The organism is Pyramidobacter sp. CG50-2 (assembly GCF_003612005.1).
Lineage (GTDB): Bacteria > Synergistota > Synergistia > Synergistales > Dethiosulfovibrionaceae > Pyramidobacter.
Genome location: NZ_RAWT01000004.1, coordinates 23,229 through 45,334 on the forward strand (window position 1 = coordinate 23,229; position 22,106 = coordinate 45,334).

The window sequence follows — 22,106 nt, forward strand, 5'->3', positions numbered from 1 at the left end:
TAGAATATGTGCGTTACGCACGGTACATTGAAGCCAGTAAAATATTGGAACTGAACAGCCCGACGTTACGAGGACAAGAAAAACGTGCCTCGCGACAGTTTTATTTTTTTACACGTAACCAAAAACACGCGGGAGGAAAAGGGACAGTGCCGGCCAGTAGGTCGTAGCAAGCATGACCGGCAGGTAGCCTAGCAGGAACAGACAGACGTACGGCAGGATATCAGAAAACTCAACCTTGCCGACGCGCATGCCGAGATACAACAACGAGGCGTAAGGCGGAGTCAGGCAGCCAATGCCGAGGTTAACGCCAAAGATAGCCGCGTAATGCACGGGGTGGATACCAATTGACATCGCCAGCGGCTGGAGCAACGGCGCCACAAGAATGATGCCTGTCGTGTCATTGACAATCATGCCAACAAAGAGCAACAGGGCATTGATGAGGAGAAGTATTAGAAACTTGTTCTGCGTGATGCCGAAAATTGACCCCATGATGGCCTGAGGAACCTGAAGCCTAACATACGTCTGGCTCAACATCATCGAACACATAATCATGACCATGATTGTGCCCGCCGATACAGCAGAGTCCTTCGTGATTTGGAATGTATTCTTTGGTTTCAAACCCTTGTAAATCAAAAAGCCGACAGGGAAGCAGTAAACTGTAGCGACGGCCGCCGCTTCGGTTGGCGTCGTCGCGCCGGAATAGATGCCGCCGAGAATAATAAGGGGCATTAGAATGGCCGGCAGAGCCTTCCAGCCTTTACTGATAATTTGGCGACGTTTCTCCTGTTTAGAAAGCGGAGGAAGAAGCTTCATATCAAGTTTGTGACAGATAAGCATGTTGATTGCACAGAAAATGATGATTGTCAGGATTCCGGGGCCTACAGTGGACAGGAAACAGGCAAGGACGTTCGTGTTAGTAACCCAACCGAAGATGATCATTGGCGTTGAGGGTGGGATCAGCGTGCCGAGAATCGACGAAGCTGTAATCAGCGCCGTAGCGCAAGAACGTGGATAACCTCGCTTCACCATCTCGGGAATCAACATGCTACCCGTCGCGGCAAGACCAGTGAATGCGCTGCCGGAAATGGCGCCCATGATGCCGCAAGTAACAATCGCAACGATGCCGAGACCGCCCTTGACGCGACCAACGAAAACATCAACGAAGTCAAGCAGGTATTTTGCTATGCCTGACCCGCTCATTAGCGAGCCTGCATAGATGAACAGCGGCACACACAGCAACGACGGGCTTAAAATCTGCTGGAGCCCCCACATCATCATACCCTTCATCGAGATATCACCAAATGTAACCATGAACAACAACGCTCCGCTAAAACAAAATGCGATCGGCACGCCCAAAGACAGCAGGATCATCAGGATTAAAAGGGAAATAATCGAAAGAGTCACGCCGTCCATTTAGGCCACCTCCTGATGTTTCGGGACAAGGGCGTCCGTAGGCGTCATCCGGTACTGCTGAACGCACTCCTGCATTTCGACGATTGTGTAGAACAGCATAAGAGCAAACGCAATGAATACCGTCACTTCATAGTAGATCATTGGGATAAATAGGATATCCGTCTTCTTACCGACGCGGAGAGCATACTTGAGGTAATCCCAGCCCCACCACGTGAGCCAGCACAGGATAACTGTCGAAGCAATAGAGGCAATGATACGAATAGCGTAAATACTACGTACCCTCTTGCAAAAGATCTCTAGTACTCTCGCAACAAGCTGCCCCTTTTCGGAAGAGGCTTTCACGGCGGCCATCAAGTACAACCATGTCGTTGGAAAGTTGTTAAGCTCTTCGATGCCCATAAGCGGCGAGCGCAGAACATATCTCATAACAACCTGGACAAACATGAGCGCCGTAACCGCGAGCAGAGCGATGACAATAACCGCATCAATGACATGGTCAAGCCCACGAATCCATTTTGCTCGAACAATTGTCATACTTTTCATGTTTCCCCTCCTTATGTCGTGAACGCTCTTCTATTTTTAAGCCCATGAAAGTCGCAACAGGATAGAATAATGGACACAAAACCACTGAGCTGCAAAAATGACGAAACCCAAAATATATGTTTTCCGACGCCCACATGCTTCCTCAAGTACCATGCGCTTGAATTGAAAAACTATTTCAGACTTGAAACAAGTGCAGAACCTGCAGAATTAGCCTATGCCAGCATATTGATGATTTCGTCGATAGACTTGTCGGCAATGCCTATAGACTCGAGCGTTGTGCCTTGATGCCAGTAATCGGTACCATGCAGCTGCGAACAGAAGTTAACAATCAAGTCCGCCCTCGGTGACCTCGTTCCTGCCTTGCGCGCGATGCAGGCGATCGGCATGATGACCCCCGGCACGTCTTCTGTAATATAACGGCTACGAACGCTCTGACCAACGAGATCAGAATACGGCGTCTCAGGGCTGTGCACATACTCGAAAATATTCTTGCTGCTATTGTTGCCGTAGTACATCTTCATCAGCTCAAGAAAACCATCAAGCTTAAAACCGCAGGCCGCGCCAATTGCGATACGTTCCTTGTCCAGTTCGTGCATTTGCTCGCTGATGAGTGGCGTGATCCCGTCGATGTAGTGACGCCATGTGTCACCGCGCTGCTCAATCGCACCCCAGTTCAGAATCACGGGATACGGATGCATTGTAAAATTGATGTTGGACATGTCGAGTGCAAGGATGTGATCGGCCTTCTTGTACTTGACGTATCCGGCAAATGCAGAGTTCAGGATGTCAAGTATTTCCGGGGCCGCTGAAGCCGGCGACGTAGCGAGGTAGATAGCCGTCTTGCGCTTGTTGATGTTTACCTTGTCAACAGCACAAATGCGGCAGGCGTAGGGCTGAGTCTCTACCGTAGAAATCGAGATTCGAGCCTTGCAGCCCATTTTGCTCATCATCGTCTTGAGACGGTACGCACCGAAGTTGCCCGGCACGATGACGATATGCTGACCGTCCTTGAGGAACGGAATCATCTTTTCAAAGATAGGCCCGTGAGCGAACGAGGGTACGTTCACAACGACAATCGAAGCGCCATCCATAGCTTCTTTGATATCGCGCGTCACAGCGTGAAGGTGTCCTGTGACCTGAATGTCTCCGACGAGGGAAATCGTTTTTTTCTCGTGTAGTGTCGGGAAATCCGGCACATTATCAAGCGGCTCCCACATGACAATCGGATAACCAGCGGCGCTAATCTGAGCGCACCATGCACGTGCCCCGTTGCCGCTGCCAAGCATTGCAAATCTCAACATATCCAATCCTCCTCGCTAAAAATATAGAACAAACTGCCATGCGACTACAAAACGCCGAGAATCACAGGAACATGGCTGCCGTAAGTCATGTTCTTTGAGAAGTCGCGGCCTATAAAAGTTATTTATGCCGTGATATTGTCTGACAGTCAGACAATATCACGGCATACGTTCTTTGTCAAGAAAAGATTTTCATGCATTGTAATTATCTTCAATAAAAAGGCGCACCTCAAAAGTTCTCTTCAATACTAACGCCTAATATTGTTTCTTGGCAAAACAAGCTAATATTACCGCAGCTTATAACATGTCTAAATTGATCTAAAATGGCTTAAAACATGAAAATTACTGAGAACAAAAAAGCGAAAATTAAACTGGCATACAAGAACAATTGATATAAAAGGACCAAGTTAAGACTGAAAAAAAATCAGCTACCCAGAGATGCATCAGACCAAGAAGGGCGCCCCGTGACATTTCGGCATGAAAGCCCATCGTCCGTTGACGCTGAGACGTCAAGAACAAGAGAGGGCGAAGTCCGTACGGACTTCGCCCTCTCTTGTTCTTGACGTTTTCTTAAGACGCAGAAGCCCGAAGCGGTGACAGGCAGCGTTTTCGTTCCTCAGGCCGCTGGAGAGTACGCCAGACATGGCCAGATCGCAATGCCCCAAGTTCATCGAGATCCGGCCATTTTTTATCCGTTCTTTTTTGTGAAAAGTTCACTTCACCGCGGTAACGGCGTAGTCCTGGTCCTCGACGGCTTTTTTCAACACGGCGTCGGGGACGTCCTTGCTCAGCGTGACGACGGCGGTGCCTTTTTCGTGGCTGACTTCGGCGGAGGCGACGCCTTCCACGGCTTCCAGGGCCTTTTTGACGCGGGCTTCGCAGTGTCCGCACATCATGCCTTCAACGTTCAGTGTCTTGGTCATTGGTCCATTCTCCTTTTCCGATTCGATCTGATCCAGCCCCACGGGCCGGATTTTTTTATCCTTTTTCGCGCTGCGCAGGTCGAAGAAGTTCAGCCGGAGCGCGTTGGATACGACGCAGAAGCTCGACAGGCTCATGGCCGCGGCGCCGAACATGGGGCTCATCTTCCAGCCCAGCAGGGAGATCCAGGCGCCGGCCGCCAGCGGGATGCCGACGACGTTGTAGAAGAAAGCCCAGAACAGGTTCTCGTGGATGTTGCGCAGCGTGGCGCGGCTCAGGCGCACGGCGGCGGGAACGTCGCTGAGGCGGCTGTTCATCAGTACGACGTCGGCGGCGTCGATGGCGACGTCGGTGCCGGCGCCGATGGCGATGCCGGTGTCGGCGCGGGTGAGGGCGGGGGCGTCGTTGATGCCGTCGCCGACCATGGCGGTCTTGCCGCGTTTCTGCAGCTCGCGGATCACGGCTTCCTTACCGTCGGGCAGCACGCCCGCCACGACCTGATCGACGCCGGCCTGCGCGCCGATGGCGCGAGCGGTGCGTTCGTTGTCGCCGGTGAGCATGACGACGCGGATGCCCATGTCCTGAAGTTCCTTCACGGCCTGCGGGCTGTCTTCCTTGATGGTATCGGCCACGGCGATGACGCCCATGAACCTTCCGCCGCGCGTGAAAAGCAGCGGTGTCTTGCCCTGTCCCGCCAGTGCTTCGGCCTTGGCATTCATCTCTTCGGGCACGGCGGCGCGGCCGGCGATAAATGCGAGGCTGCCGCCGAGCAGTTCTTCGCCGTTCAACGTGGCGGTCAGGCCGTTGCCGGGCAGGGCGCGGAAGTCGCCCACCTCCGCCGCGGTCAGGCCTTCGTCGCAGCTTTTCCGCATCACGGCGCGGGCCAGCGGGTGCTCGCTCTTGCTTTCCAGCGCGCAGGCCAGCTCGAGCAGTTCCCGTTCGCTCGCGCCCCCGGCGGGCAGAAGGTCGGTCACTTCCGGCTCGCCGCTGGTGATGGTGCCGGTCTTGTCGAGCGCCACGATCTGCACGCGGCCGGCGGCCTCGAGCGAGGCGGCGGTCTTGAAGAGGATCCCGTGGCGCGCGCCCATGCCGTTGCCGACCATGATCGCCACGGGCGTGGCCAGCCCCAGCGCGCAAGGGCAGGAGATGACCAGCACGGAAATGCCGCGGGCCAGAGCGAAACCGAACTCTTCGCCCAGCAGCCACCACACGGCGACGGTCAACAGGGCAACGGCGATCACGGCGGGGACGAAGACGCCCGACACCTTGTCGGCGACTTTGGCAATCGGCGCTTTGGTGGCCGCGGCGTCGCTGACCATGCGGATGATCTGCGACAGCGTGGTGTCCTCGCCGACGCGGGCGGCGCGGCAGCGGAGGTAGCCGGACTGGTTCACCGTGGCGGCGCTGACTTTGTCGCCGGGAGCCTTGTCGACGGGAACGCTTTCGCCGGTGAGCGCCGCTTCGTTGACGGCGGAATGGCCGTCGAGGATCACGCCGTCGACGGGCACGTTCTCGCCGGGATGGACGGCGAACTCGTCGCCGACCTGCACGCGGTCGATCGGCACGACAGTCTCGGCGCCGTCTCGAAGCAGCGTGGCGGTTTGGGGAGCCAGTTTCATCAGCCCTTTGAGGGCGTCGGTGGTGCGTCCCTTGGAGCGGGCCTCGAGCATTTTGCCGACGGTGATCAGCGTCAGGATCATGGCCGCCGACTCGAAATAGAACTCGTGCAGATAGCGCGCCGCCGCGGCCGCGTCGCCCCGCGCCTGCGCGCCGGTCATCAGGAACAAAGCCGCGACGCTGTAGGCGAACGACGCCGCCGAACCGAGCGCCACCAGCGTGTCCATGTTGGGCGCGCCGTGCATCAGCCCCTTGAAGCCGCTGGTGAAAAACTTCTTGTTGACGAGCATGACGACGGCCGCCAGGATCATCTGCGCCAGTCCCGCGGCGACGGGATTGCCGTCGAAGAACTGCGGCAGCGGCCAGCCCCACATCGAATGTCCCATGGAAAGGTACATCAGCGCCCCCAGGAAGCCCAGCGACGCGAAAAGGCGGCGTTTGAGCGCCGGCGTCTCGCGGTCTTTCAGCGCCTCCTCGTCTTCGGCCAGCTTCGCCGCGGCGGAGGGCTTCGCGGCGCCCTTGAGCGAGGCGCCGTAGCCCGCCTCTTCCACGGCTCTGACGATCGCCGCTTCGGACGCCGTTCCCTCCACGCCCATGGAGTTGGTCAGCAGGCTGACGGAAACGGAGCTGACGCCGGGCACCTTCGACACGGCCTTTTCCACGCGGGCGCTGCAGGCCGCGCAGCTCATGCCCGTGACGTTGTATTGCTCCATCGCGAAAACCTCTTTTCCCGCAAAAAAAATCGCCGTCACTTCATCAGCTTCTGCAGCGTCGCTAGCAGCTCGTCGATCGTTTTCTCCCGCCCTGCCCGGATGTCGTCGAGCACGCAGGAACGGATGTGGTTCGCCAACAGCTCGCGGTTGAAGGCGTTCATCGCCGCCGTGACGGCCGAACACTGGATCAGGATCTCCGGACAATAGGCGCTCTTTTCCACCATGCCCTTGATGCCGCGGATCTGTCCCTCGATGCGGCTGAGGCGGTTGATCAGCTTGCGGTACTCTTCGGGCGAGCGCTCCTTGGTACGGCGGACGTTTTCGCAGTTGTTTTCTTTCATGTCTTCAATTCCCTCCTTGTTTCATTTCAGACACACAATATACCCATATAAGGTATTTGTCAAGCCGGCGGGAAATTTTTCGCGGTATCGCTTGTCCCATGTGGAACTGATCAAAGTGTTCCGTCTGTCAAAAAGTATCGTCACAATCGGCGCATGGTTTGCAGTTTTTTCAGATAGGCAGCGCTTTTACTGCGGATAATGGCACCGGATTCGGCAAAGACTTCTTCGCACAGGCCAATAAACGCCTGCGCATAATGCGGCAGTTCCAAATCTGAGGGATAGACTAACGAGGTTTCGATCTGGATGCCGTTAACGGGAAACGCGCAGATCCGTTCCGTCCTCGCAAAAGCGGCTTCTGTCAGAAAGAGTATCGTCGCGGGAAGAAAAGTCACCCCTGCCCCGTTTTCGCACATGGAGACGAGTAGTTCCAGATCATTGCTCTCGAATACAGGGCGTACAATTCGATCGATCGCATCCATGTGCCGATCGACAATGCGACGTAGTCGGTTGATAGGCGAAAGAAGCAGCAGAGGCAGATCGGGGAGACGCTCAAAAGACAATCCACGGGAAAATTCGACGGCTGTCTCGCCCGCTTTTTCGCCGCAGAAGCTGCGGAACAGGTCTTTGCTGACGGTGCAGTAGAAATCCTCGCGCAGCAGCGGCCGCACGCAGATAGACGGCGACGGGCGCATCTCAATGCCGATGCACAGATCGGTCTTGCGGCTCGCGGACAGTTTCTCCAAAACGTCAGCGCTGCCTTCGTGCAAATGGATCTCGATATTTGGAAATTGTTCACGGTAGTTCTGCCACAGGCGGTGGAAAAAGTACCTGGCGCGCATTCGCGAGATCCCCAGCGATAGCACTCCACGAGCATTCTGATCAAGGTCGGCAAACTCAGCACTCATCACTCGCTCCAAACGGACGATACGAGAAGCATACTTTACCATGCGCTCGCCTTCTGGCGTAAGACTCAGTTTCGGCTTTCTCCTGAACAGCTCGACCTGATACTCGCGCTCCAGCCGCGCGATGTGCATGCTTAGCGTCTGCTGCGTGATGTACAGCTGTTTCGCAGCGGCGGTGAAGTTCATCTCTTCGGCCGCCGTCAGAAAATATCTCAGACTCAGCAAACTCATCTGTCGTTCCCCCATTCACAGCATAATAGCTGTTTACATGTCACCATCAAAACAGTTTTACGTCTGTTTATTTGAATGATACTCTAAAAACACGAAAAGAAAAAGAGCGTCTCACAAAACCGAAGCACAAAATTGAAAGGGGCTGTTGCGATGGAGCGAGTGGAAGTTTCGCTCGAGAAGCTGCAAAGATGGGCGGAGGAAATCCTGAGAGGGCTGGGCGTGCCTAAGCGCGACGCCGCGCAGACGGTCGCGGTGATGATGGACGCGGAGATCAGCGGCGTGGAGTCGCACGGGCTGATGCGGCTAAAAGCCTACGCCGACCGCATCGCGCAGGGCATGATCAAGCCGAACCCCGATATCAAAGTGAAAGCGCTCGGCGCCATTGCCCGTGTCGATGGCGGCAACGGGCTGGGGCAAGTGGTGATGGCAAAGGCGACGGACACGGCAATCGGATTGGCAAAGAAATACGGCATCGGCGCAGTGACGGTGTGCCGATCCAACCACTTCGGCACGGCCGCCTTTTATGCGAACGCGATCGCCAGAGCAGAATGCATCGGGCTTGCCGCCTCGATGGCCGGCCCGACAATGGCGCCGTTTGGCGGCATGGACCTCCTGCTTGGAACCAATCCGTTCGCCGTCGCGTTTCCCGGGTCGAAGCAGACGTTCTGCGGTGACATGGCGACCAGCGCCACGGCCAAGGGCAAGATCCGCATCTTTGAGAAAAGGGGATTGAGCCTGCCGTCTGGCTGGGCGCTCGACAAGGACGGCAACGACACGACCGACCCCACCGAGGCGATTAAGGGCATTCTGTTACCTATGGGCGGACACAAGGGCTACGCGCTGGCGATGGCAGTGGACGCTCTCAGTGCGCTGCTTTCAGGTGCGTGCCTGTCGTGTGAGAGTACCTCGCTCTTCTCGTCTACGCAGCCGGCCAACACGGGACATTTTGTCCTCGCCATCAACATCGCTCACTTCCTGCCCGAAGCGGAATTCGAAGCGCGCGCGCAGGAGTGGTTTGACCGCCTGAAAGCCAGCCGCGTACGTCCAGGCTTCCGCATCATGATCCCCGGCGAGCCGGAAGCGGAAAAACGCGCCACTGCCGGAGCAACGATCAGCATTCTCGCTGAAACGCTCGATACGATTGAGGCATACCATCAGAAGTACGCGATACGGAAATAATGGTCGTGTGAAAAAATAATTTAAGAACCACGCAGCACTCCATCTCTTGCCGTTCTTGACCCGTTTTGCAGAGTTGTAAAAAATATCAGTTTTTAACGGGTTGTTCTTGAGAGTGATCCGCGTTTTCAAAATCATATATCGCAATAGGAAAGGAAGATGTACAAAATGAAACTGTCCCGTCATATTTCTACGCTTATGGCTGCCGCTGCGCTGGTTCTTGCCCCCACCTGCGGCTTCGCGGCCAACTACCCGAGCAAACCCGTGAGGATCATCGTTCCTTTCGCGGCGGGCGGCGCGGCTGACATGACCACTCGCCTTGCGGCTAAGATCGCGGAGAAATACCTCGGACAGTCGATCACGGTCGAGAACCGTCCCGGCGGCGGAGGCGTCACCGGCTATACGGAAGTTGCCAGATCGCGTCCCGACGGCTACACGCTCAGCGAAGTCGGTCCCAGCATTGTCATCTCGCCGCTTACGAAGAAGACCAGCTTCACCACCGATTCTTTTATCCCCATCGTCAACATGGTTTTCGAACCCGAGACGATCGCCTGCCTGACAAAGCGTTTCAGAACGTGGGAAGAGCTTGTGGAGTTCTCAAAGGCCAATCCCAGCGCAGTCAAAGTCAGCGTCTCGGGCGCGATGGCCAGTGATCATCTGGCAGTGCTGCGCGTGCTCAAAAAGACCGGCATGAAATGGGTGATCGTCCCCACCAACGGAAGCGCGCAGGGAATCACGGCCATGCTGGGCGGTCACGTCAATTTGACGGTCGTCTCTCCTTCCGAGCTTTCCGAGCAAGTGAGAAGCGGTGAAGTTTCATACCTCCTCACGTTGGCTGCCAAGCGTCTTGAAGAGTATCCTGCTCTGCCCATCGGATTCGAGAAGGGTGTGGAAGTGGCCGACGGTTCGTGGCGCGGCATTGTGGCCCCCAAGGGCACACCTGAAGATGTCATCGCTAAAATCGAGGACGCTTTCGTAAAGACGTTCCACGATCCTAAATTCGCAGAAGCCTACGGCAAAGCCGGCCTGCCCTCCAACATGTGGATGAACCGCGAAGATTTCACCAAGCAGGTCGAAGAACAAAAGACCGACATCGCTGCCGTTATCGCCGAGATCGACGTGAAGGGACGCAAGTAAGCCTTTTGTTCCGTAACCGATCGTTTACAAAAAGTCGAAAGCACGGCGCGGAAACAGCTACCGAAACACTTTGCAGAAAAGGAGAGCATACCAATGAGTCAAATGTACATCGCTCTTGCCATCCTGGCTGTCCTAGTCGTTCTGTTCATTACCGAACCCGTGCCTATCGTCGTTTCAGGCATTGCAGCCGGCATCCTTTACGCGTGGTTCGGCATCATCCCGATGTCCGGTCTCTTCAACGGTTACAACGGCAACAATATCGTGCTGATGATCGGCATGATGGTCGTTGGTTCCGCTCTGTTCCACTCCGGCATCACCGACGTGATCGGTGAACGAATGGTCCAAGTCACGGGCAAAAACGAGCGCAACATCGTCATCGCGACGATGACAGTTTCTGTCGCGCTCAGTTCTGTGTGCAGCAACATGGGCGTGATGGCAGCGCTCGCCCCCTCGTCACGGCCATGTGCGTGGCAGCAGGCATCGGTCCCTCCAAGTCGCTACTCGCGCTGCTGTTCGGCGCTCAGCTGGGAGGCTTCTGCACGCTCGTCGGCGTTCCCACCAACGTTTTCGGCAACGAGTTGCTCGTCAAGGCGGGCTATGAGAGCTTCGGCCTGTTTGACATCACGCCGTTCGGTCTCGCTCTGAGCGTCGTGGGCATCGTCTACTTCGCCTTTATCGGCATCAGGCTAATCCCAGACACAGGTTTCATTCCCGAGTTCGCACAGACGGAACGGCATCCGCTTGACAAACGCAAGGCCGCCATCTCCTGCGGCACGCTGTTCGGCGTGCTGCTGATCATCGCCATCGGCCCGAAGATGGTGCCCCGTCACGTGGCCGCCGTTCTAGGCGCTCTCATCGTTGTTGCCACTGGCTGCATGAGCGGTAAGGAAGCAATCCGTGCGATCGACTGGAACTGCGCACTGATGATGGGCGCGCTTACGGTTGTCTCCACCGGTCTGAACAACAGCGGTGTTGGCAAGGCTATGGCCGATCTGCTGATGAGAGCACTTGGCTCGAATCCCAGTCCCTATCTCGTCGCCAGTGTTCTGTTCTGCGGCACTGTGATCCTCACGCAGTTCATCTCCAACACTGCCAGCATCCTGCTCTTCATGCCTGTCGCCATTTCCATGGCAAAGACGATTGGCATCAACGTCCACGCTGTCGGCATGGTCATCATACTCGCCGGTGCCGCTTGTTACGCTACGCCCTTCGCCGCTCCGCAGAACCTGATGACCACCGGCTGGACCAAGTACCGTTTCATGGATTTCGTCAAAGCAGGCATTCCCATGGTGCTGCTGACTTACGCGGTCGTCATGCTGCTAGTTCCCGTCTGCCTGAAGTTCTAAAGCAGAAAGGAACGACAATGTCTTTCGCGTACGTTGGAAGTTTCACCGCGCCCGAGCGCGGCGGCCTCGGTCATGGCGGAATCAGCATCTTTTCCCGTCGTGGGGCGGCCGAATGGGAGTCCGTTCAGGTCGTCGAGCGCGTGAATCCCTCCTTTCTGGCCTTTGACCGCGAACGCCGTTTTTTGTACACCGTGCAGGGCAACGGCTGTTTCGTCGCGGCTTATGCGATCGACGCAGCCAGCGGCACGCTGACGCTGCTGAACGAAAAGCACATTGGCCTTTACAACGGCGTGTCGCTCGTCGTCGATCCGACAAACCGCTGGCTGCTTGTTACGACGCTCAACAACGGCAGCGGAGCAATCGTCTCGCTGCGGCTTGCTTCGGAGGGAAAAATCGGCGAGATCTGTGACATAGAAGTGCCGCAGGGCGCGCACGGCCCGCTTGAATCACAGCGCGCGACGCAGCCGCATCAGGTCGTCTTTGATCCGTCAGGAAAGCATCTGATCGTGCCCGACAAGGGACTGGATTGCATCCACAGCTACAGGCTCGACGCGGAGACGGGGCGGATATTTATGAACCATGCGTTTCGCCGTTTCCGATGAGCTGCTGTCCGCGGCACGTTGCGTTCCTCCCCTGCCAGCCTCTTGCGTATCTGCTGGCCGAGTGGATAGGGGGGGTGTTCCCCTGCCGTTACGAGGATGGAAGATTCACGCCGTTTGAGTGGCACAAAACCGCGCCGCTCGATTACGTCGGAGCCCGCAACATCGGCGCGGAGATCGCCGTTCACCCCTCGGGAAATTTCGTCTATGCCTCAAACCGCGGTTACAGCAGCATTGTCTGCTTCTCCGTGGGCAAGAACGGCAGCCTGCGTCCAGTTGAATGGACCACAGAACACATTGCCAAGCCGAGATTTTTCGCCATCTCCGAAGACGGAAACGAGCTTTACTGTGCCAACGAGGAAACGTACTGCGTCAGCGTTTACTCGATCAATCAGGAGAACGGACGTCTGACGCATCTGGCCGACGCAATGCACGCCAGCGCACCAGCATGCGTCCTGTTTTCGTAAATCATCGTTCCACGCAGAACAAAAATCGTGCCGCGCACCTGAAGAAAATTTCAGACACACGGCGCATGTTTTTTTGCGACGTCCACCGCACGATTTTGGCGCGGTCTTGCAATCCGCGTTTTAACCGCGAACGGGACCCAGAATGCCAGATCGGTGCAGAGCGCAGCCGAAAATATTTTCATCGTGATCGCTCCTTTCTGTTCCACGAGAAACAATTATGTCATGTTTGAAATCCTTCCTTAATTGATCGGGATCACGGCGATGGCGTTGAAGGGGCTGCCGTCGAGCAGCAGCGTGGAGGTGGCGAGATAGACGAAGCAGTCGGTCTCGCCGTCGTAAAAGCGCACGACCTTCATCTTGCGGAAGATGGCCGAGCGGGACTTGAACACCTGCGTCTCCTTTTTCTGGCGTGTGTCGGGAACGATGGGCTCGCGCCCGGTCCGCACGATGGAGAGCGAGAACCGCGCCGGATCCTCGGCCAGCCCCAGGGCGCCCGAGACGCCGCCGGCCTTGGCGTAGGAGACGTAGCACACGATCGAGGGAAAATCAGGATCGCGGAACGCTTCGACGACGACTTTGTGATTTGGCCCCACCAGTTTGAAAGCCGTGTCCACTTCGCCGACTTCCCAGCGCTCTCTCGGCGCGCTGCTTCCCGGCAGGGCGAAAGTCAGGCACAAAATGACGGCAACGATCAGTTTCTTTTTCATTTTCGACTTCCTCCGATTTGAATGAAACGTGCCGGAGAACTCTTTGCGAAAGAGTTCTCCGGCACTTATTCTACACGACGTTATTTCTTTTCGGGCGCCGGAGCCTTTTTCCAGCTGCCGTCGAGCTGCCCTTTCTCGCGAAGCATTTTCACCGCTTCGCCGGCGCTCTCATAGACGGCGCCCACGCCCTTGGAATCGGCGGCGTAGTCCATGGCGGCTTCTTTGCGGATGCCCAGCGAACCAGCTTCGGCCACGGAATCGATGTTGGCGCCCATGAAGATGAACTGCCAGCCGTACTTTTCCTGCGCGTCGGAGACAAGCTTCTTGACGGCGGCGCGGCTGAACTCGCGGCTGGCGTTTTCCAGCCCGTCGGTCATGATCATAAAGATCACCAACTCCGACTTGGGACAGGTCCCGTTTTTCTTGAAGTCGCCGTCCACCTGCAGAACCGTGCGCCCCACCGCGTCGAGCAGCGCCGTGCTGCCGCGGGCGAAGTACTCCTTCTCGGTGAGCGCCGCCACGTCCTTGATCGGCTTGTCGCTGTAAAGGATCTCGTACTGGTGGTCGAACAGCACCGTGGTAACCACGGCCGAAGCGACTTCCTGGCGCTGTTTGTCGATGAAGCCGTTGTAACCGCCGATGGTGTCGCCGGTGAGGTGCTGCATCGAGCCGGAACGGTCGAGGATGCAGACGATGTGCACCTTGTCCTTGTCAAGCGGCGGACATTTGTCGCTGTGATCGTGGGACAGTTCGGGCAGCTTCCCGTCGCGCGGCAGGATCTCGTTCGGCCGCTGCTGGACCTGCTGAGGCGCAGGCGGCACGGCGGCAAAGGCGGCCGCGGCCGTCAGGACGGAGCACAGGGAAAGACACAGAGCGCAAAGCTTTTTCATGGATCACTCTCTCCTTTCGGATCGTTTCCTTGATTTTAGATTTACGACGCGGAACGTGAAACTGAACTGATTGTAAAGCCAATCCCGGCAGATCTCATCACCCGTTCGGGTGAACTTCCGCCCACAGAACTTCGGCGCCGAGCAGCGGCGCGTCCTCGCCGAGGAGCGCCAGCCGTATCTCCGGCCCCGGGCGGTACACGGGCGAGAGCAGCGGCTGCATGTAGTCGCGCAGGTCGTCGAGCAAACCGTCGAGATGCGACAGGCCGCCGCCGACGACGATCGCCTCGGGGTCGAGCAGATGGGTCAGCGTCGTAAAGGCGCAGGCCAGCGCGCGCAGTCCCTCGGCGAAAGGACGAGCCAGCCAGGCGTTCTCGCGCTGTTCCCAGAGGGTTCTCATGTCGCCCCCATAGCCGTATTTCTCGCCGGCGCGTTCCAGAACGTCGGCGGAAAAGAAGCTTTCCACGTGGCCGCGCCCGCCGCAGCCGCAGCCGCGGTCCTCCAGCAGCGGGAAGTGGCCGATCTCGCCGGTGCGGCCGAGCCGGCCGCGCACGAGCCGTCCGCCGACGATCACGGCGCCGCCCACGCCGGTGCCCAGCGCGCAGAAGACGAAGTCTTTCAGCCCCCGCGCCGCGCCGCCGCGCATCTCGCCTAAGGCCGCGCAGTCGCAGTCGTTGGCGAGGGACGTTTCGCGCCCGGTCAGTTCGCCAAGGGCATAGTCCGTCAGCCCGTCCCAGCCGTTCAGGTTCGGGCAGCAGCCGATGCTCCGGCCGTCGAGCACCATGCCCGGCACGCCCATGACCAGCGGCGCGTCGCCGGCTTCCAGTTCCGCCAGCAGCGCCGCCAGCGCCGCACAGACGGCTGACGGCGTGCGCGGCGGCGGCGTCGGCACGGTCTTTTTGCGCAGCACGCGCCCGCTTTCGACCAGCCCGACCGTCAGCGTGTGCCCGCCAAGATCCGCCGCGGCGATCATGACCGCGCGCTCCCCACTTCGGCCCAGCGCGTCGAGAACTGGGCGATCAGCTCGCCGCCGTCGCTGCGGATCTCGTGACGGAAGTCCAAGCCGTCCTGCTGCGTCGTCACCGTCAGGTCCATGCCGTAGACGGCTTCATGCTTGTAGAGGATGTCGGCCTCGACGAGGCCGCAGCTCATGTAGACCTCGCGCGGCACGGCTTCGGCGGCCCAGCTCAGATAATAGGCGTTGTTGACGTGGCCGTTTGCGTCCAGCTCGCCGAGACGCACGTGCAGCCGCACGGACCGATCGGCGCGCTCCAGCCTTTTCGGCGCCACGAAGACCGGCTCGAACGGCGTCTCCTCGGCCTTTTCCATGAACACCTCCGGCAGGCGGCGGCTCAACCGCACGGGACGCCGCGAGGCCAGATCGACGAAGATCCACATGCTGTCGGCGAGCCCGGTCTGCTTTCCCCGCCCGTCGAGCAGCCGGAAGCGGCGCACCGAATAGAGATCGCGCAACGGCATGTGCCCTGTGTTGATCGCGCCCGCGTCGCCGCTCATCAGCGGCCGGTCGAGGCGGATCGAATACTGGTGCAGCATCCATGCGCAGCCGCAACGCCAGTAGTCGGGCGGCGGATTCATGGCGTCGACGGCGCCGTCCGCCGCGTCCTGAAGCATGTTCAGCAGGTGAAACGGTTTCAGCGCGCGGCAGGGCGTCACCTCCGACTGGGGGACCGCGAATTTTTTCGTGAACATCAGGTCCATGGGCTATCTTCCTCTCTCCGGGCCGATTCTAAATGAACGGCGGCAAACGAACATTGTCCTTTCCGACAATTTTACCACGCCGCGATCCCGGCGCGTCCGCCGCGCCGGTTTCAAAAAACGGAATGCCGAGCAGATCCCGCCGACAGCGCGTCCCCCGATGGCTCGGCCGTCATCGGGGGACGCGCAAAATGTTCCACGTGGAACATCATCGTTCGTTCGTCAAATTCAGTTTCCTGCGTCCTTACGGTCCGCCTGGGGCGAGCCGCGCGTTTCAATCCCGCGTTTCGGCGCCGGCGGGAGCGTAGTCATCGACGCGGCCGGACACGGCGAAGAAGGCCGCCGCGACCAGCGCCGCCCCGGCTGCCAGCGACAGCCAGTGATTCAGGCCGAGGGCAATGCAGAGATAGCCTGCCGCCGCCCCCACGCCCGCCAGAAGCGCGTAAGGAAGCTGCGTCTTGACGTGGTCGATGTGATCGGCGCCGCAGAACATGGACGACATGATCGTCGTATCGCTGATGGGACTGCAGTGATCGCCGAAGACGGCGCCGGCGAACACGGCGCCGACGGTGGGCAGCATGTAGGTCGTCACGTCGATGCCGGCTGCGGCCGAAACTTTGGCCAGCAGCGGCACGACGATAGGCATCAGGATTCCCATCGTGCCGTAGGACGTGCCTGTGCAGAAGGAGATGACCATGCCCGTCAGGAAGGTCAGCAGCGGGATCCAGCCGGGGGCGAGAAAGTCCTTCGTGACCGAGACGAGATACGCCGCCGTGCCGACGGATTTGATCGAAGCGCTGATGCCCCAGGCATAGATGAGGATCATCGAACCGACGAAGACCGCCTGGCCGCCCTTGAGAAAGCCGCGGAACAGGCGGCTCAGGCTGGCCGCGCGCTGAAGACGGAACAGCGCCAGCGTCATCACCGCCGCGGCGTAAGAACCGTAGATCAGCGCCAGCGAGCTGTCGGAGTTGGCCATGGCTTCGCTCAGCCCCGCTTTCGGAAAACCTCCCGTGACCAGCAGCATGCCGACGATGAAAACCACGAGAAACACGACCGGCAGCACGAAGTTGACGACGCGGTCGGGCGCGTTTTCGGCCGGCTCGAGGTCGGGATCTCCGGCCGCACTCGTCAACGGCATGGCGCCGTCGCGAAGGACTTTGCCGGTGCTGCGGGCGCGGCGCTCGGCGGCCAGCATCGGCCCAAAATCGCGGCGGCTCAGGACCACCAGCGTCACCAGCAGAAGCGCGATCAGATTGTAGAACACGAACGGGATGGACCGAAGATACGTGTTGTAAGCGCTGCCCTGAATGCCGAGCTCGCCGTACTGTTTGCCGATCTGGCCGACCATATAGGCCACCCAGGACGAGACGCCGGCGATGGCCGCCACCGGAGCGGCCGTGCTGTCCACGAGATAGGACAGTTTTTCCTTCGACACCCGGTAGCTGTCGGAAATGGGACGCATCGTCGTGCCGACCACGGCGGCGGTCACGTAGTCCTCAAAAAAAATCACGATCCCGGCCAGCTCGGTGAACAGCATGGCGCTGCGGCTGCTCCTGACCTTGCGCGACAGGGCGTTGACGGCGGCGCGCACCCCGCCGCCCGCCTGCATGACGCCGACCATGCCGCTCATGACGATGCACGTCATGAAGATGCGGGCGCCCCACGGATCACCGAGCGAGTTCCAGATGTTCTCGATGGCCGCGCCAAAACCGTAAACCGGATTCCAGCCGTTGACCATGGTGCCGGCGATCCAGCTGCCGACGAACAGCGAGGGAATGACCTCGTGCGTGGTCAGACAGAGCACGATGGCGACCACAGGCGGCAGCAGCGACAGAACCCCGAAGTGAGGCGAGGCCGCTTCGTCCGCGGCGGCACACGCCGTTCCGCAAAGCGCCGCCACGAGAGCGGCCGCGACGAAAAGCACCAGAGAAATTCGACGGTGAGACATCACAAAGACCTCCTCGAAAATCGAAATCGGCTCATACCGTTTTACCGGATCCAGCGGCGGCGTTCCGCCGCGAATTCCCCGCCCACTCCAGCTGACCGCTCAGCAGCTCGTCGAACGTCTGCCGGCGCACCGCCACGCGGGCCTGTCCGTCGCGGGCGAAGATCACGGCGGGGCGCAGGGCGCAGTTGTAGGTGCTGAACATGGAATAATTGTAGGCGCCCGTCAGCGGCACGGCCAGCACGTCGCCGCGGCGCAGCTCCGGCACGGGAGTGTCGAGCGTCAGCACGTCGCCCGTCTCGCAGCACGGCCCGGCGATCGCGGCGCGGCGGTCCGCGGGGCGTTCCGTGTCGTTGGCCAGGAGCACCCCGTATTCCGCCTGGTAAAGCTGCGGGCGCGGGTTGTCCGTCATGCCGCCGTCCACCGCCACGTAGGTGCGCACGCCGGGGATCTCCTTGACGCCCTGTACCGTGTAGAGCGTAATTCCCGCTTCGCCCGCTATCCACCGGCCGGGCTCGAAGGCGACTTCGGGACGCTCCAGAACCAGCTCGGCGCAGCGCGCGTCGACGCGGTCGAGGATGGCGGCGACAAAGCGTTCCGCCGGCGCTCCGGCCTCGCCGGGACGCTCGGGAATGGCGAAGCCGCCGCCGAGGTCGAGCTCGCGCGCCGCGAAGCCCGTCGCTTCGCGCAGGCTGCGCATGATCTCCGTCATGCGGTCCGCCGCCCGCAGATAGGTTTCGACGTCGCGGATCTGGCTGCCGACGTGGACGTGCAGCCCCGCCAGATCGAGCCCCGACGCGCCGAGGGCGAAGCGCACGGCGCGCTCCAGATGCGCCAGAGGCACGCCGAACTTGCAGTCCTTCTGCGCCGTCTGGATGGAACGGTGCGTACGCGCCTCGATGCCGGGGCTGAGGCGCAGCAGGATCTTCTGCCGGGCGCCGCGTTTCGCGCAGAGGCGCGCCAGCAGCGCCAGCTCGTCTTCGCTGTCGACCGCCACCGCGCCGACGCCGCGTTCCAGCCCGGCGGCGAGGAACTCTTCCGTCTTGGCGTTGCCGTGCAGCGTCACGCGCTCCGTCGGGAAGCCCGCCGCGCAGGCGATATGGAACTCGCCCGGCGACACGGTGTCGAGGCACAGCCCTTCTTCGTCGATCAGGCGGGCCATGGCGGCGTTTAAAAAAGCCTTGCCGGCGTAGCAGACGCGCGCGTTCCGCCCCGCTGCCGCGGCGCGCAGCCGCCGGCAGCGGTCGCGCAGCATCGTTTCGTCCATCACGTACAGCGGCGTGCCGTATCGTTCGGCCAGCGTCACCGTATCGCAGCCGCCCCAGATCAAATGATTCATCGTCATCCCATCCCTTCGGAAGAGTTCATAAAAAAGCGCGTCCCCGTGTATTTTTCGCAAATACACAGGGACGCGCTTCTCATTTTCGGCACGCGGTACCACCCTGCTTGAACGCAGCCGTCCTGCCGGGAGGACCGTGACAGCGCGGGAAGCAAAAAGGCTCGTCCCCGCGCTGTAGGGACGAGCCTGAAGTCAGTCTCGCGGTACCACCCTGCTTGGACGCATCGCTGCATCCCGCTCGGACCCGATCACGAGGGTCAATCCGGGAAATTTACTCCAGCGCCGAATGCGCTTTTTCAATTCCAGCTCCCCGGGCCTTGCCCGTCAGACTCTTTCACGCAGAAACCCTTTCAGCCTATGGGATTTCCTCTCTGACGCCGTGAAAATAACGAATCGGCGGGATCCGGTTCATCGCTTTTATCTCTATTCATTTGTTGGTGAAAATTATAACCGCAGTTTCCCATCTGTCAAGCACGAAATTGAAATAGGCTTTCCCTGCCGCGGAACATCCGCCAACCATTCTTTGCAGGCATTTTTCCTCAGAAACGGCGGCGAAATCGCAGCCGCTTCAGCCCGATACTGGAAAAAATGAGGCTTTTGTGGTATTTTATTATAGAAAGAGGTGCATCTTTACTTCATGACGCCCCGTTTTTTCTGAAACGATCTGCATAAAAATCCATCCTCAAGAGGCAGAAGGGACTGATTTACATGACAGCACGCATCATCACCATCGGCCGCGAATACGGCAGCGGCGGACGCAGTATCGGCGAGCAGGCTGCCCAAATGCTGGGGTACGGATTCTACGACAAGGTCCTGATCGACCTCGCCGCCAAGAAAAGCGGCTTCGCCATCGACTACATCAGAAACACAGAAGAGCAGGTGACGCCCAATTATCTGTTCAACCTGGCCGCCAACGGCTATTACGCCAATTCGATGTTCATCAACGACGGACTGCCCGCGTCGGACAATCTCTTCATCCTGCAGAGCAAAATCATCCGCGAGCTGGCCGAAAAAGCTCCCTGCGTCATCGTCGGGCGCTGCGCCGATTACATTCTGCGCGACCGCACCGACTGTCTGAACGCGTTCATCCACGCGCCGCTGGCCGACCGCGTAAAACGCGCCGTCGACGAATACGGCCTGCCGGCGGAGGACGCGGAAAAAACCGTGCAGCGCAACGACAAGATCCGCTCCAAGCACTACCAGTATTACGCCGGCAGCAAATGGGGCCATATCCATCGCTACCACCTCACACTCAACAGCAGCGCCTTCGGCTGCGAAGCCGCCGCGGCCCTGATCGTCGAGACTGCGCGGCGGTTCGGGTAAAACTGGCCGCAGACAAAGACGAATCAAAATGTTCCACGTGGAACACTCGGTTGGGAATGACGGATGACGCTTCTTTGCAAACTATTGACTGAAAATAAGGTGTCGCTTTTCGACAACGAACGAGCCGCCGCGGGGGATCTTTTTGCGTCCCCGCGGCGGCTCGTTTTTACAGAATGTCGATGTACTCGCCGGCCAGCGCCTTGTTCATGCTGCGCACGGCGCAGAATTTGCCGCACATGCTGCAGGTTTCGCTGTGGTCGTCTTCGGGGGCGCGGCTTGCGCGGATCGCTTTGGCGGTCTCCGGATCGACGGCTTCCAGCCACTGCGCGTCCCAATCGAGCTTGCGCCGCGCCGCGGCCATGCGGTCGTCCTGCTCGCGCGCGCCGGGAATGCCCTTGGCGATGTCGGCGGCGTGGGCGGCGATACGGCTGGCGATGATGCCCTGTTTGACGTCGTCCACGTTGGGCAGGGCCAGATGTTCGGCGGGCGTGACGTAGCACAGGAAAGCCGCGCCGTTGGCCGCCGCCACCGCGCCGCCGATGGCGGCGGTGATGTGGTCGTAGCCGGGGGCGATGTCGGTAACGAGGGGGCCGAGCACGTAGAACGGCGCGCCCCGGCAGATGGACTGCTGCACCTTCATGTTGGCAGCAATCTGATCCAGCGGCACGTGCCCCGGGCCTTCGACCATGACCTGAACGTCCTTCGTCCAGGCGCGGCGGGTCAATTCGCCGAGGCGGACGAGCTCCTCGATCTGGCAGACGTCGGTGGCGTCGGCAAGACAGCCGGGGCGGCAGGCGTCGCCAAGGCTGATGGTGACGTCGTGCTCGCGGCAGATGTCGAGGATCTCGTCGAAATGTGAGTAGAACGGATTTTCCTCGCCGGTCATGCTCATCCAGGCGAAAACGAGGCTGCCGCCGCGGCTGACGATGTTCATCGCCCGTCCGCAGTTTCTGATCTGCTCGATGGTCTTGCGCGTGATGCCGCAGTGGAGCGTGACGAAATCGACGCCGTCCTCCGCGTGCAGGCGCACCACGTCGACGAAGTCCTGAGCGCTGAGCGTGGCGAGGTCGCGCCGGTAATGGATGACCGCGTCGTACACGGGCACGGTGCCGATCATCGCGGGACACTCGCCGCACAGTTTGCGGCGGAAAGGCTGCGTGTCGCCGTGGCTGGACAGGTCCATGATGGCTTCGGCGCCCATATTCACGGCGCTCATCACTTTCTGCATTTCCACGTCGTAGTCCTTGCAGTCGCGGCTGACGCCGAGATTGACGTTGATCTTGGTTTTGAGCATGCTGCCGACGCCGTTAGGGTCGAGGCTCCGATGCCCGCGGTTGGCGGGGATCACGGCTTTGCCTTCGGCCATCCAGCCCATCAGCTCCCGAACGCCGCGGCGTTCCTTCTTCGCGACGATCTCCATCTCCGGCGTGGCGATGCCGCGGCGCGCCGCTTCCATTTGCGTGTGGTAATTTCGCTCCATAT

20 protein-coding genes and 1 pseudogene are annotated in these 22,106 nt (G+C 59.4%); 8 read left to right on the forward strand and 13 right to left on the reverse strand.

Annotated features, from left to right (window positions below; translation table 11 throughout):
• Positions 1 to 108 precede the first annotated feature (108 nt).
• From D7D26_RS01440 to D7D26_RS01465, 6 genes are all read right to left on the reverse strand, one after another.
• Entirely contained in the window at positions 109 to 1,413 is a 1,305-nt protein-coding gene (locus D7D26_RS01440) for a TRAP transporter large permease (RefSeq protein WP_078014961.1), read from the reverse strand.
• Positions 1,414 to 1,956 carry a TRAP transporter small permease gene (locus D7D26_RS01445; RefSeq protein ID WP_120371731.1) on the reverse strand — a complete coding sequence of 181 codons (543 nt, stop codon included), beginning with the start codon at positions 1,954 to 1,956 and terminating at the stop codon, positions 1,414 to 1,416.
• 212 nt (positions 1,957 to 2,168) lie between these two features.
• Complete coding sequence (locus tag D7D26_RS01450) at positions 2,169 to 3,257, reverse strand: NAD/NADP octopine/nopaline dehydrogenase family protein (protein WP_120371732.1); 1,089 nt, start codon at positions 3,255 to 3,257, stop codon at positions 2,169 to 2,171.
• 710 nt (positions 3,258 to 3,967) lie between these two features.
• A complete protein-coding gene (locus tag D7D26_RS01455; RefSeq protein WP_078015061.1) occupies positions 3,968 to 6,505 on the reverse strand; it encodes a heavy metal translocating P-type ATPase in 2,538 nt (845 codons plus the stop codon).
• A 35-nt stretch (positions 6,506 to 6,540) separates the two neighbouring features.
• Entirely contained in the window at positions 6,541 to 6,846 is a 306-nt protein-coding gene (locus D7D26_RS01460; protein ID WP_120371733.1) for a metal-sensing transcriptional repressor, read from the reverse strand.
• Positions 6,847 to 6,986: 140 nt separating this feature from the next.
• Complete coding sequence (locus D7D26_RS01465; protein WP_158606222.1) at positions 6,987 to 7,979, reverse strand: LysR family transcriptional regulator; 993 nt, start codon at positions 7,977 to 7,979, stop codon at positions 6,987 to 6,989.
• Positions 7,980 to 8,129: 150 nt separating this feature from the next.
• On the opposite strand from D7D26_RS01465, the gene D7D26_RS01470 reads away from it, so the two are divergent.
• The 6 genes and pseudogenes from D7D26_RS01470 to D7D26_RS12735 all read left to right on the forward strand — a co-directional run bounded on the left by D7D26_RS01470 (position 8,130) and on the right by D7D26_RS12735 (position 12,704).
• Positions 8,130 to 9,158 carry an Ldh family oxidoreductase gene (locus tag D7D26_RS01470; protein WP_120371735.1) on the forward strand — a complete coding sequence of 343 codons (1,029 nt, stop codon included), beginning with the start codon at positions 8,130 to 8,132 and terminating at the stop codon, positions 9,156 to 9,158.
• 195 nt (positions 9,159 to 9,353) lie between these two features.
• The gene (locus tag D7D26_RS01475) at positions 9,354 to 10,292 is read left to right on the forward strand and encodes a Bug family tripartite tricarboxylate transporter substrate binding protein (RefSeq protein WP_158606223.1); all 939 of its coding nucleotides are present in this window, start codon (positions 9,354 to 9,356) and stop codon (positions 10,290 to 10,292) included.
• A gap of 102 nt (positions 10,293 to 10,394) precedes the next feature.
• Positions 10,395 to 10,733: pseudogene (locus D7D26_RS12865) on the forward strand (SLC13 family permease); the annotation flags it as partial.
• Between the two features lie 20 nt (positions 10,734 to 10,753).
• Entirely contained in the window at positions 10,754 to 11,638 is an 885-nt protein-coding gene (locus tag D7D26_RS01480) for an SLC13 family permease (RefSeq protein ID WP_199674639.1), read from the forward strand.
• A 17-nt stretch (positions 11,639 to 11,655) separates the two neighbouring features.
• The gene (locus tag D7D26_RS12730) at positions 11,656 to 12,240 is read left to right on the forward strand and encodes a lactonase family protein (protein WP_120371737.1); all 585 of its coding nucleotides are present in this window, start codon (positions 11,656 to 11,658) and stop codon (positions 12,238 to 12,240) included.
• Positions 12,237 to 12,704 carry a lactonase family protein gene (locus D7D26_RS12735; RefSeq protein ID WP_120371738.1) on the forward strand — a complete coding sequence of 156 codons (468 nt, stop codon included), beginning with the start codon at positions 12,237 to 12,239 and terminating at the stop codon, positions 12,702 to 12,704. Before D7D26_RS12730 ends, D7D26_RS12735 begins: the two co-directional genes overlap by 4 nt.
• Positions 12,705 to 12,943: 239 nt before the next feature.
• Here D7D26_RS12735 and D7D26_RS01495 read toward each other — a convergent pair whose 3' ends face one another.
• The 6 genes from D7D26_RS01495 to lysA form a co-directional block, all read right to left on the reverse strand.
• Complete coding sequence (locus tag D7D26_RS01495; RefSeq protein ID WP_120371739.1) at positions 12,944 to 13,411, reverse strand: CreA family protein; 468 nt, start codon at positions 13,409 to 13,411, stop codon at positions 12,944 to 12,946.
• An 80-nt stretch (positions 13,412 to 13,491) separates the two neighbouring features.
• Positions 13,492 to 14,301 carry a vWA domain-containing protein gene (locus D7D26_RS01500; protein WP_120371740.1) on the reverse strand — a complete coding sequence of 270 codons (810 nt, stop codon included), beginning with the start codon at positions 14,299 to 14,301 and terminating at the stop codon, positions 13,492 to 13,494.
• 97 nt (positions 14,302 to 14,398) lie between these two features.
• Positions 14,399 to 15,271, reverse strand: coding sequence for an ROK family protein (locus D7D26_RS01505; RefSeq protein WP_120371741.1), 873 nt, complete (start codon positions 15,269 to 15,271; stop codon positions 14,399 to 14,401).
• Positions 15,268 to 16,017 (reverse strand): acyl-[acyl-carrier-protein] thioesterase, encoded by a 750-nt coding sequence (locus tag D7D26_RS01510; RefSeq protein ID WP_120371742.1) that lies wholly within the window; start codon positions 16,015 to 16,017, stop codon positions 15,268 to 15,270. Before D7D26_RS01510 ends, D7D26_RS01505 begins: the two co-directional genes overlap by 4 nt.
• Positions 16,018 to 16,288: 271 nt before the next feature.
• Positions 16,289 to 17,965 carry a Na+/H+ antiporter NhaC family protein gene (locus tag D7D26_RS01515; RefSeq protein WP_233543423.1) on the reverse strand — a complete coding sequence of 559 codons (1,677 nt, stop codon included), beginning with the start codon at positions 17,963 to 17,965 and terminating at the stop codon, positions 16,289 to 16,291.
• Between the two features lie 31 nt (positions 17,966 to 17,996).
• Positions 17,997 to 19,301, reverse strand: coding sequence for a diaminopimelate decarboxylase (gene lysA / locus D7D26_RS01520; RefSeq protein WP_120371744.1), 1,305 nt, complete (start codon positions 19,299 to 19,301; stop codon positions 17,997 to 17,999).
• Between the two features lie 286 nt (positions 19,302 to 19,587).
• Here lysA and D7D26_RS12105 point away from each other — a divergent pair, with 286 nt between their 5' ends.
• On the forward strand, positions 19,588 to 19,893 hold the full coding sequence (locus D7D26_RS12105; RefSeq protein WP_147413021.1) for a hypothetical protein: 306 nt from the start codon (positions 19,588 to 19,590) through the stop codon (positions 19,891 to 19,893).
• Positions 19,894 to 20,009: 116 nt separating this feature from the next.
• Entirely contained in the window at positions 20,010 to 20,624 is a 615-nt protein-coding gene (locus D7D26_RS01525) for a cytidylate kinase-like family protein (protein ID WP_120371745.1), read from the forward strand.
• A 166-nt stretch (positions 20,625 to 20,790) separates the two neighbouring features.
• Here the strand turns inward: D7D26_RS01525 and thiC are convergent, their stop codons facing one another.
• Positions 20,791 to 22,104 (reverse strand): phosphomethylpyrimidine synthase ThiC, encoded by a 1,314-nt coding sequence (gene thiC, locus D7D26_RS01530; RefSeq protein ID WP_120371746.1) that lies wholly within the window; start codon positions 22,102 to 22,104, stop codon positions 20,791 to 20,793.
• Positions 22,105 to 22,106: the final 2 nt, after the last annotated feature.

What these genes read in the sequence shown, in the direction of transcription:
- D7D26_RS01500 (WP_120371740.1), bottom strand. Translation starts at nt 14,301, where the DNA reads ATGAAAAAGCTTTGCGCTCTGTGTCTTTCCCTGTGCTCCGTCCTGACG.
- D7D26_RS01525 (WP_120371745.1), top strand. Translation starts at nt 20,010, where the DNA reads ATGACAGCACGCATCATCACCATCGGCCGCGAATACGGCAGCGGCGGA.
- D7D26_RS01445 (WP_120371731.1), bottom strand. Translation starts at nt 1,956, where the DNA reads ATGAAAAGTATGACAATTGTTCGAGCAAAATGGATTCGTGGGCTTGAC.
- D7D26_RS01505 (WP_120371741.1), bottom strand. Translation starts at nt 15,271, where the DNA reads ATGATCGCCGCGGCGGATCTTGGCGGGCACACGCTGACGGTCGGGCTG.
- D7D26_RS01515 (WP_233543423.1), bottom strand. Translation starts at nt 17,965, where the DNA reads ATGTCTCACCGTCGAATTTCTCTGGTGCTTTTCGTCGCGGCCGCTCTC.
- D7D26_RS01480 (WP_199674639.1), top strand. Translation starts at nt 10,754, where the DNA reads ATGTGCGTGGCAGCAGGCATCGGTCCCTCCAAGTCGCTACTCGCGCTG.
- D7D26_RS12730 (WP_120371737.1), top strand. Translation starts at nt 11,656, where the DNA reads ATGTCTTTCGCGTACGTTGGAAGTTTCACCGCGCCCGAGCGCGGCGGC.
- D7D26_RS01475 (WP_158606223.1), top strand. Translation starts at nt 9,354, where the DNA reads ATGGCTGCCGCTGCGCTGGTTCTTGCCCCCACCTGCGGCTTCGCGGCC.
- D7D26_RS01510 (WP_120371742.1), bottom strand. Translation starts at nt 16,017, where the DNA reads ATGGACCTGATGTTCACGAAAAAATTCGCGGTCCCCCAGTCGGAGGTG.
- D7D26_RS01495 (WP_120371739.1), bottom strand. Translation starts at nt 13,411, where the DNA reads ATGAAAAAGAAACTGATCGTTGCCGTCATTTTGTGCCTGACTTTCGCC.
- D7D26_RS01455 (WP_078015061.1), bottom strand. Translation starts at nt 6,505, where the DNA reads ATGGAGCAATACAACGTCACGGGCATGAGCTGCGCGGCCTGCAGCGCC.
- D7D26_RS01465 (WP_158606222.1), bottom strand. Translation starts at nt 7,979, where the DNA reads ATGAGTTTGCTGAGTCTGAGATATTTTCTGACGGCGGCCGAAGAGATG.
- D7D26_RS01450 (WP_120371732.1), bottom strand. Translation starts at nt 3,257, where the DNA reads ATGTTGAGATTTGCAATGCTTGGCAGCGGCAACGGGGCACGTGCATGG.
- thiC (WP_120371746.1), bottom strand. Translation starts at nt 22,104, where the DNA reads ATGGAGCGAAATTACCACACGCAAATGGAAGCGGCGCGCCGCGGCATC.
- D7D26_RS01440 (WP_078014961.1), bottom strand. Translation starts at nt 1,413, where the DNA reads ATGGACGGCGTGACTCTTTCGATTATTTCCCTTTTAATCCTGATGATC.
- D7D26_RS01460 (WP_120371733.1), bottom strand. Translation starts at nt 6,846, where the DNA reads ATGAAAGAAAACAACTGCGAAAACGTCCGCCGTACCAAGGAGCGCTCG.
- D7D26_RS01470 (WP_120371735.1), top strand. Translation starts at nt 8,130, where the DNA reads ATGGAGCGAGTGGAAGTTTCGCTCGAGAAGCTGCAAAGATGGGCGGAG.
- lysA (WP_120371744.1), bottom strand. Translation starts at nt 19,301, where the DNA reads ATGAATCATTTGATCTGGGGCGGCTGCGATACGGTGACGCTGGCCGAA.
- D7D26_RS12105 (WP_147413021.1), top strand. Translation starts at nt 19,588, where the DNA reads ATGCGCTTTTTCAATTCCAGCTCCCCGGGCCTTGCCCGTCAGACTCTT.
- D7D26_RS12735 (WP_120371738.1), top strand. Translation starts at nt 12,237, where the DNA reads ATGAGCTGCTGTCCGCGGCACGTTGCGTTCCTCCCCTGCCAGCCTCTT.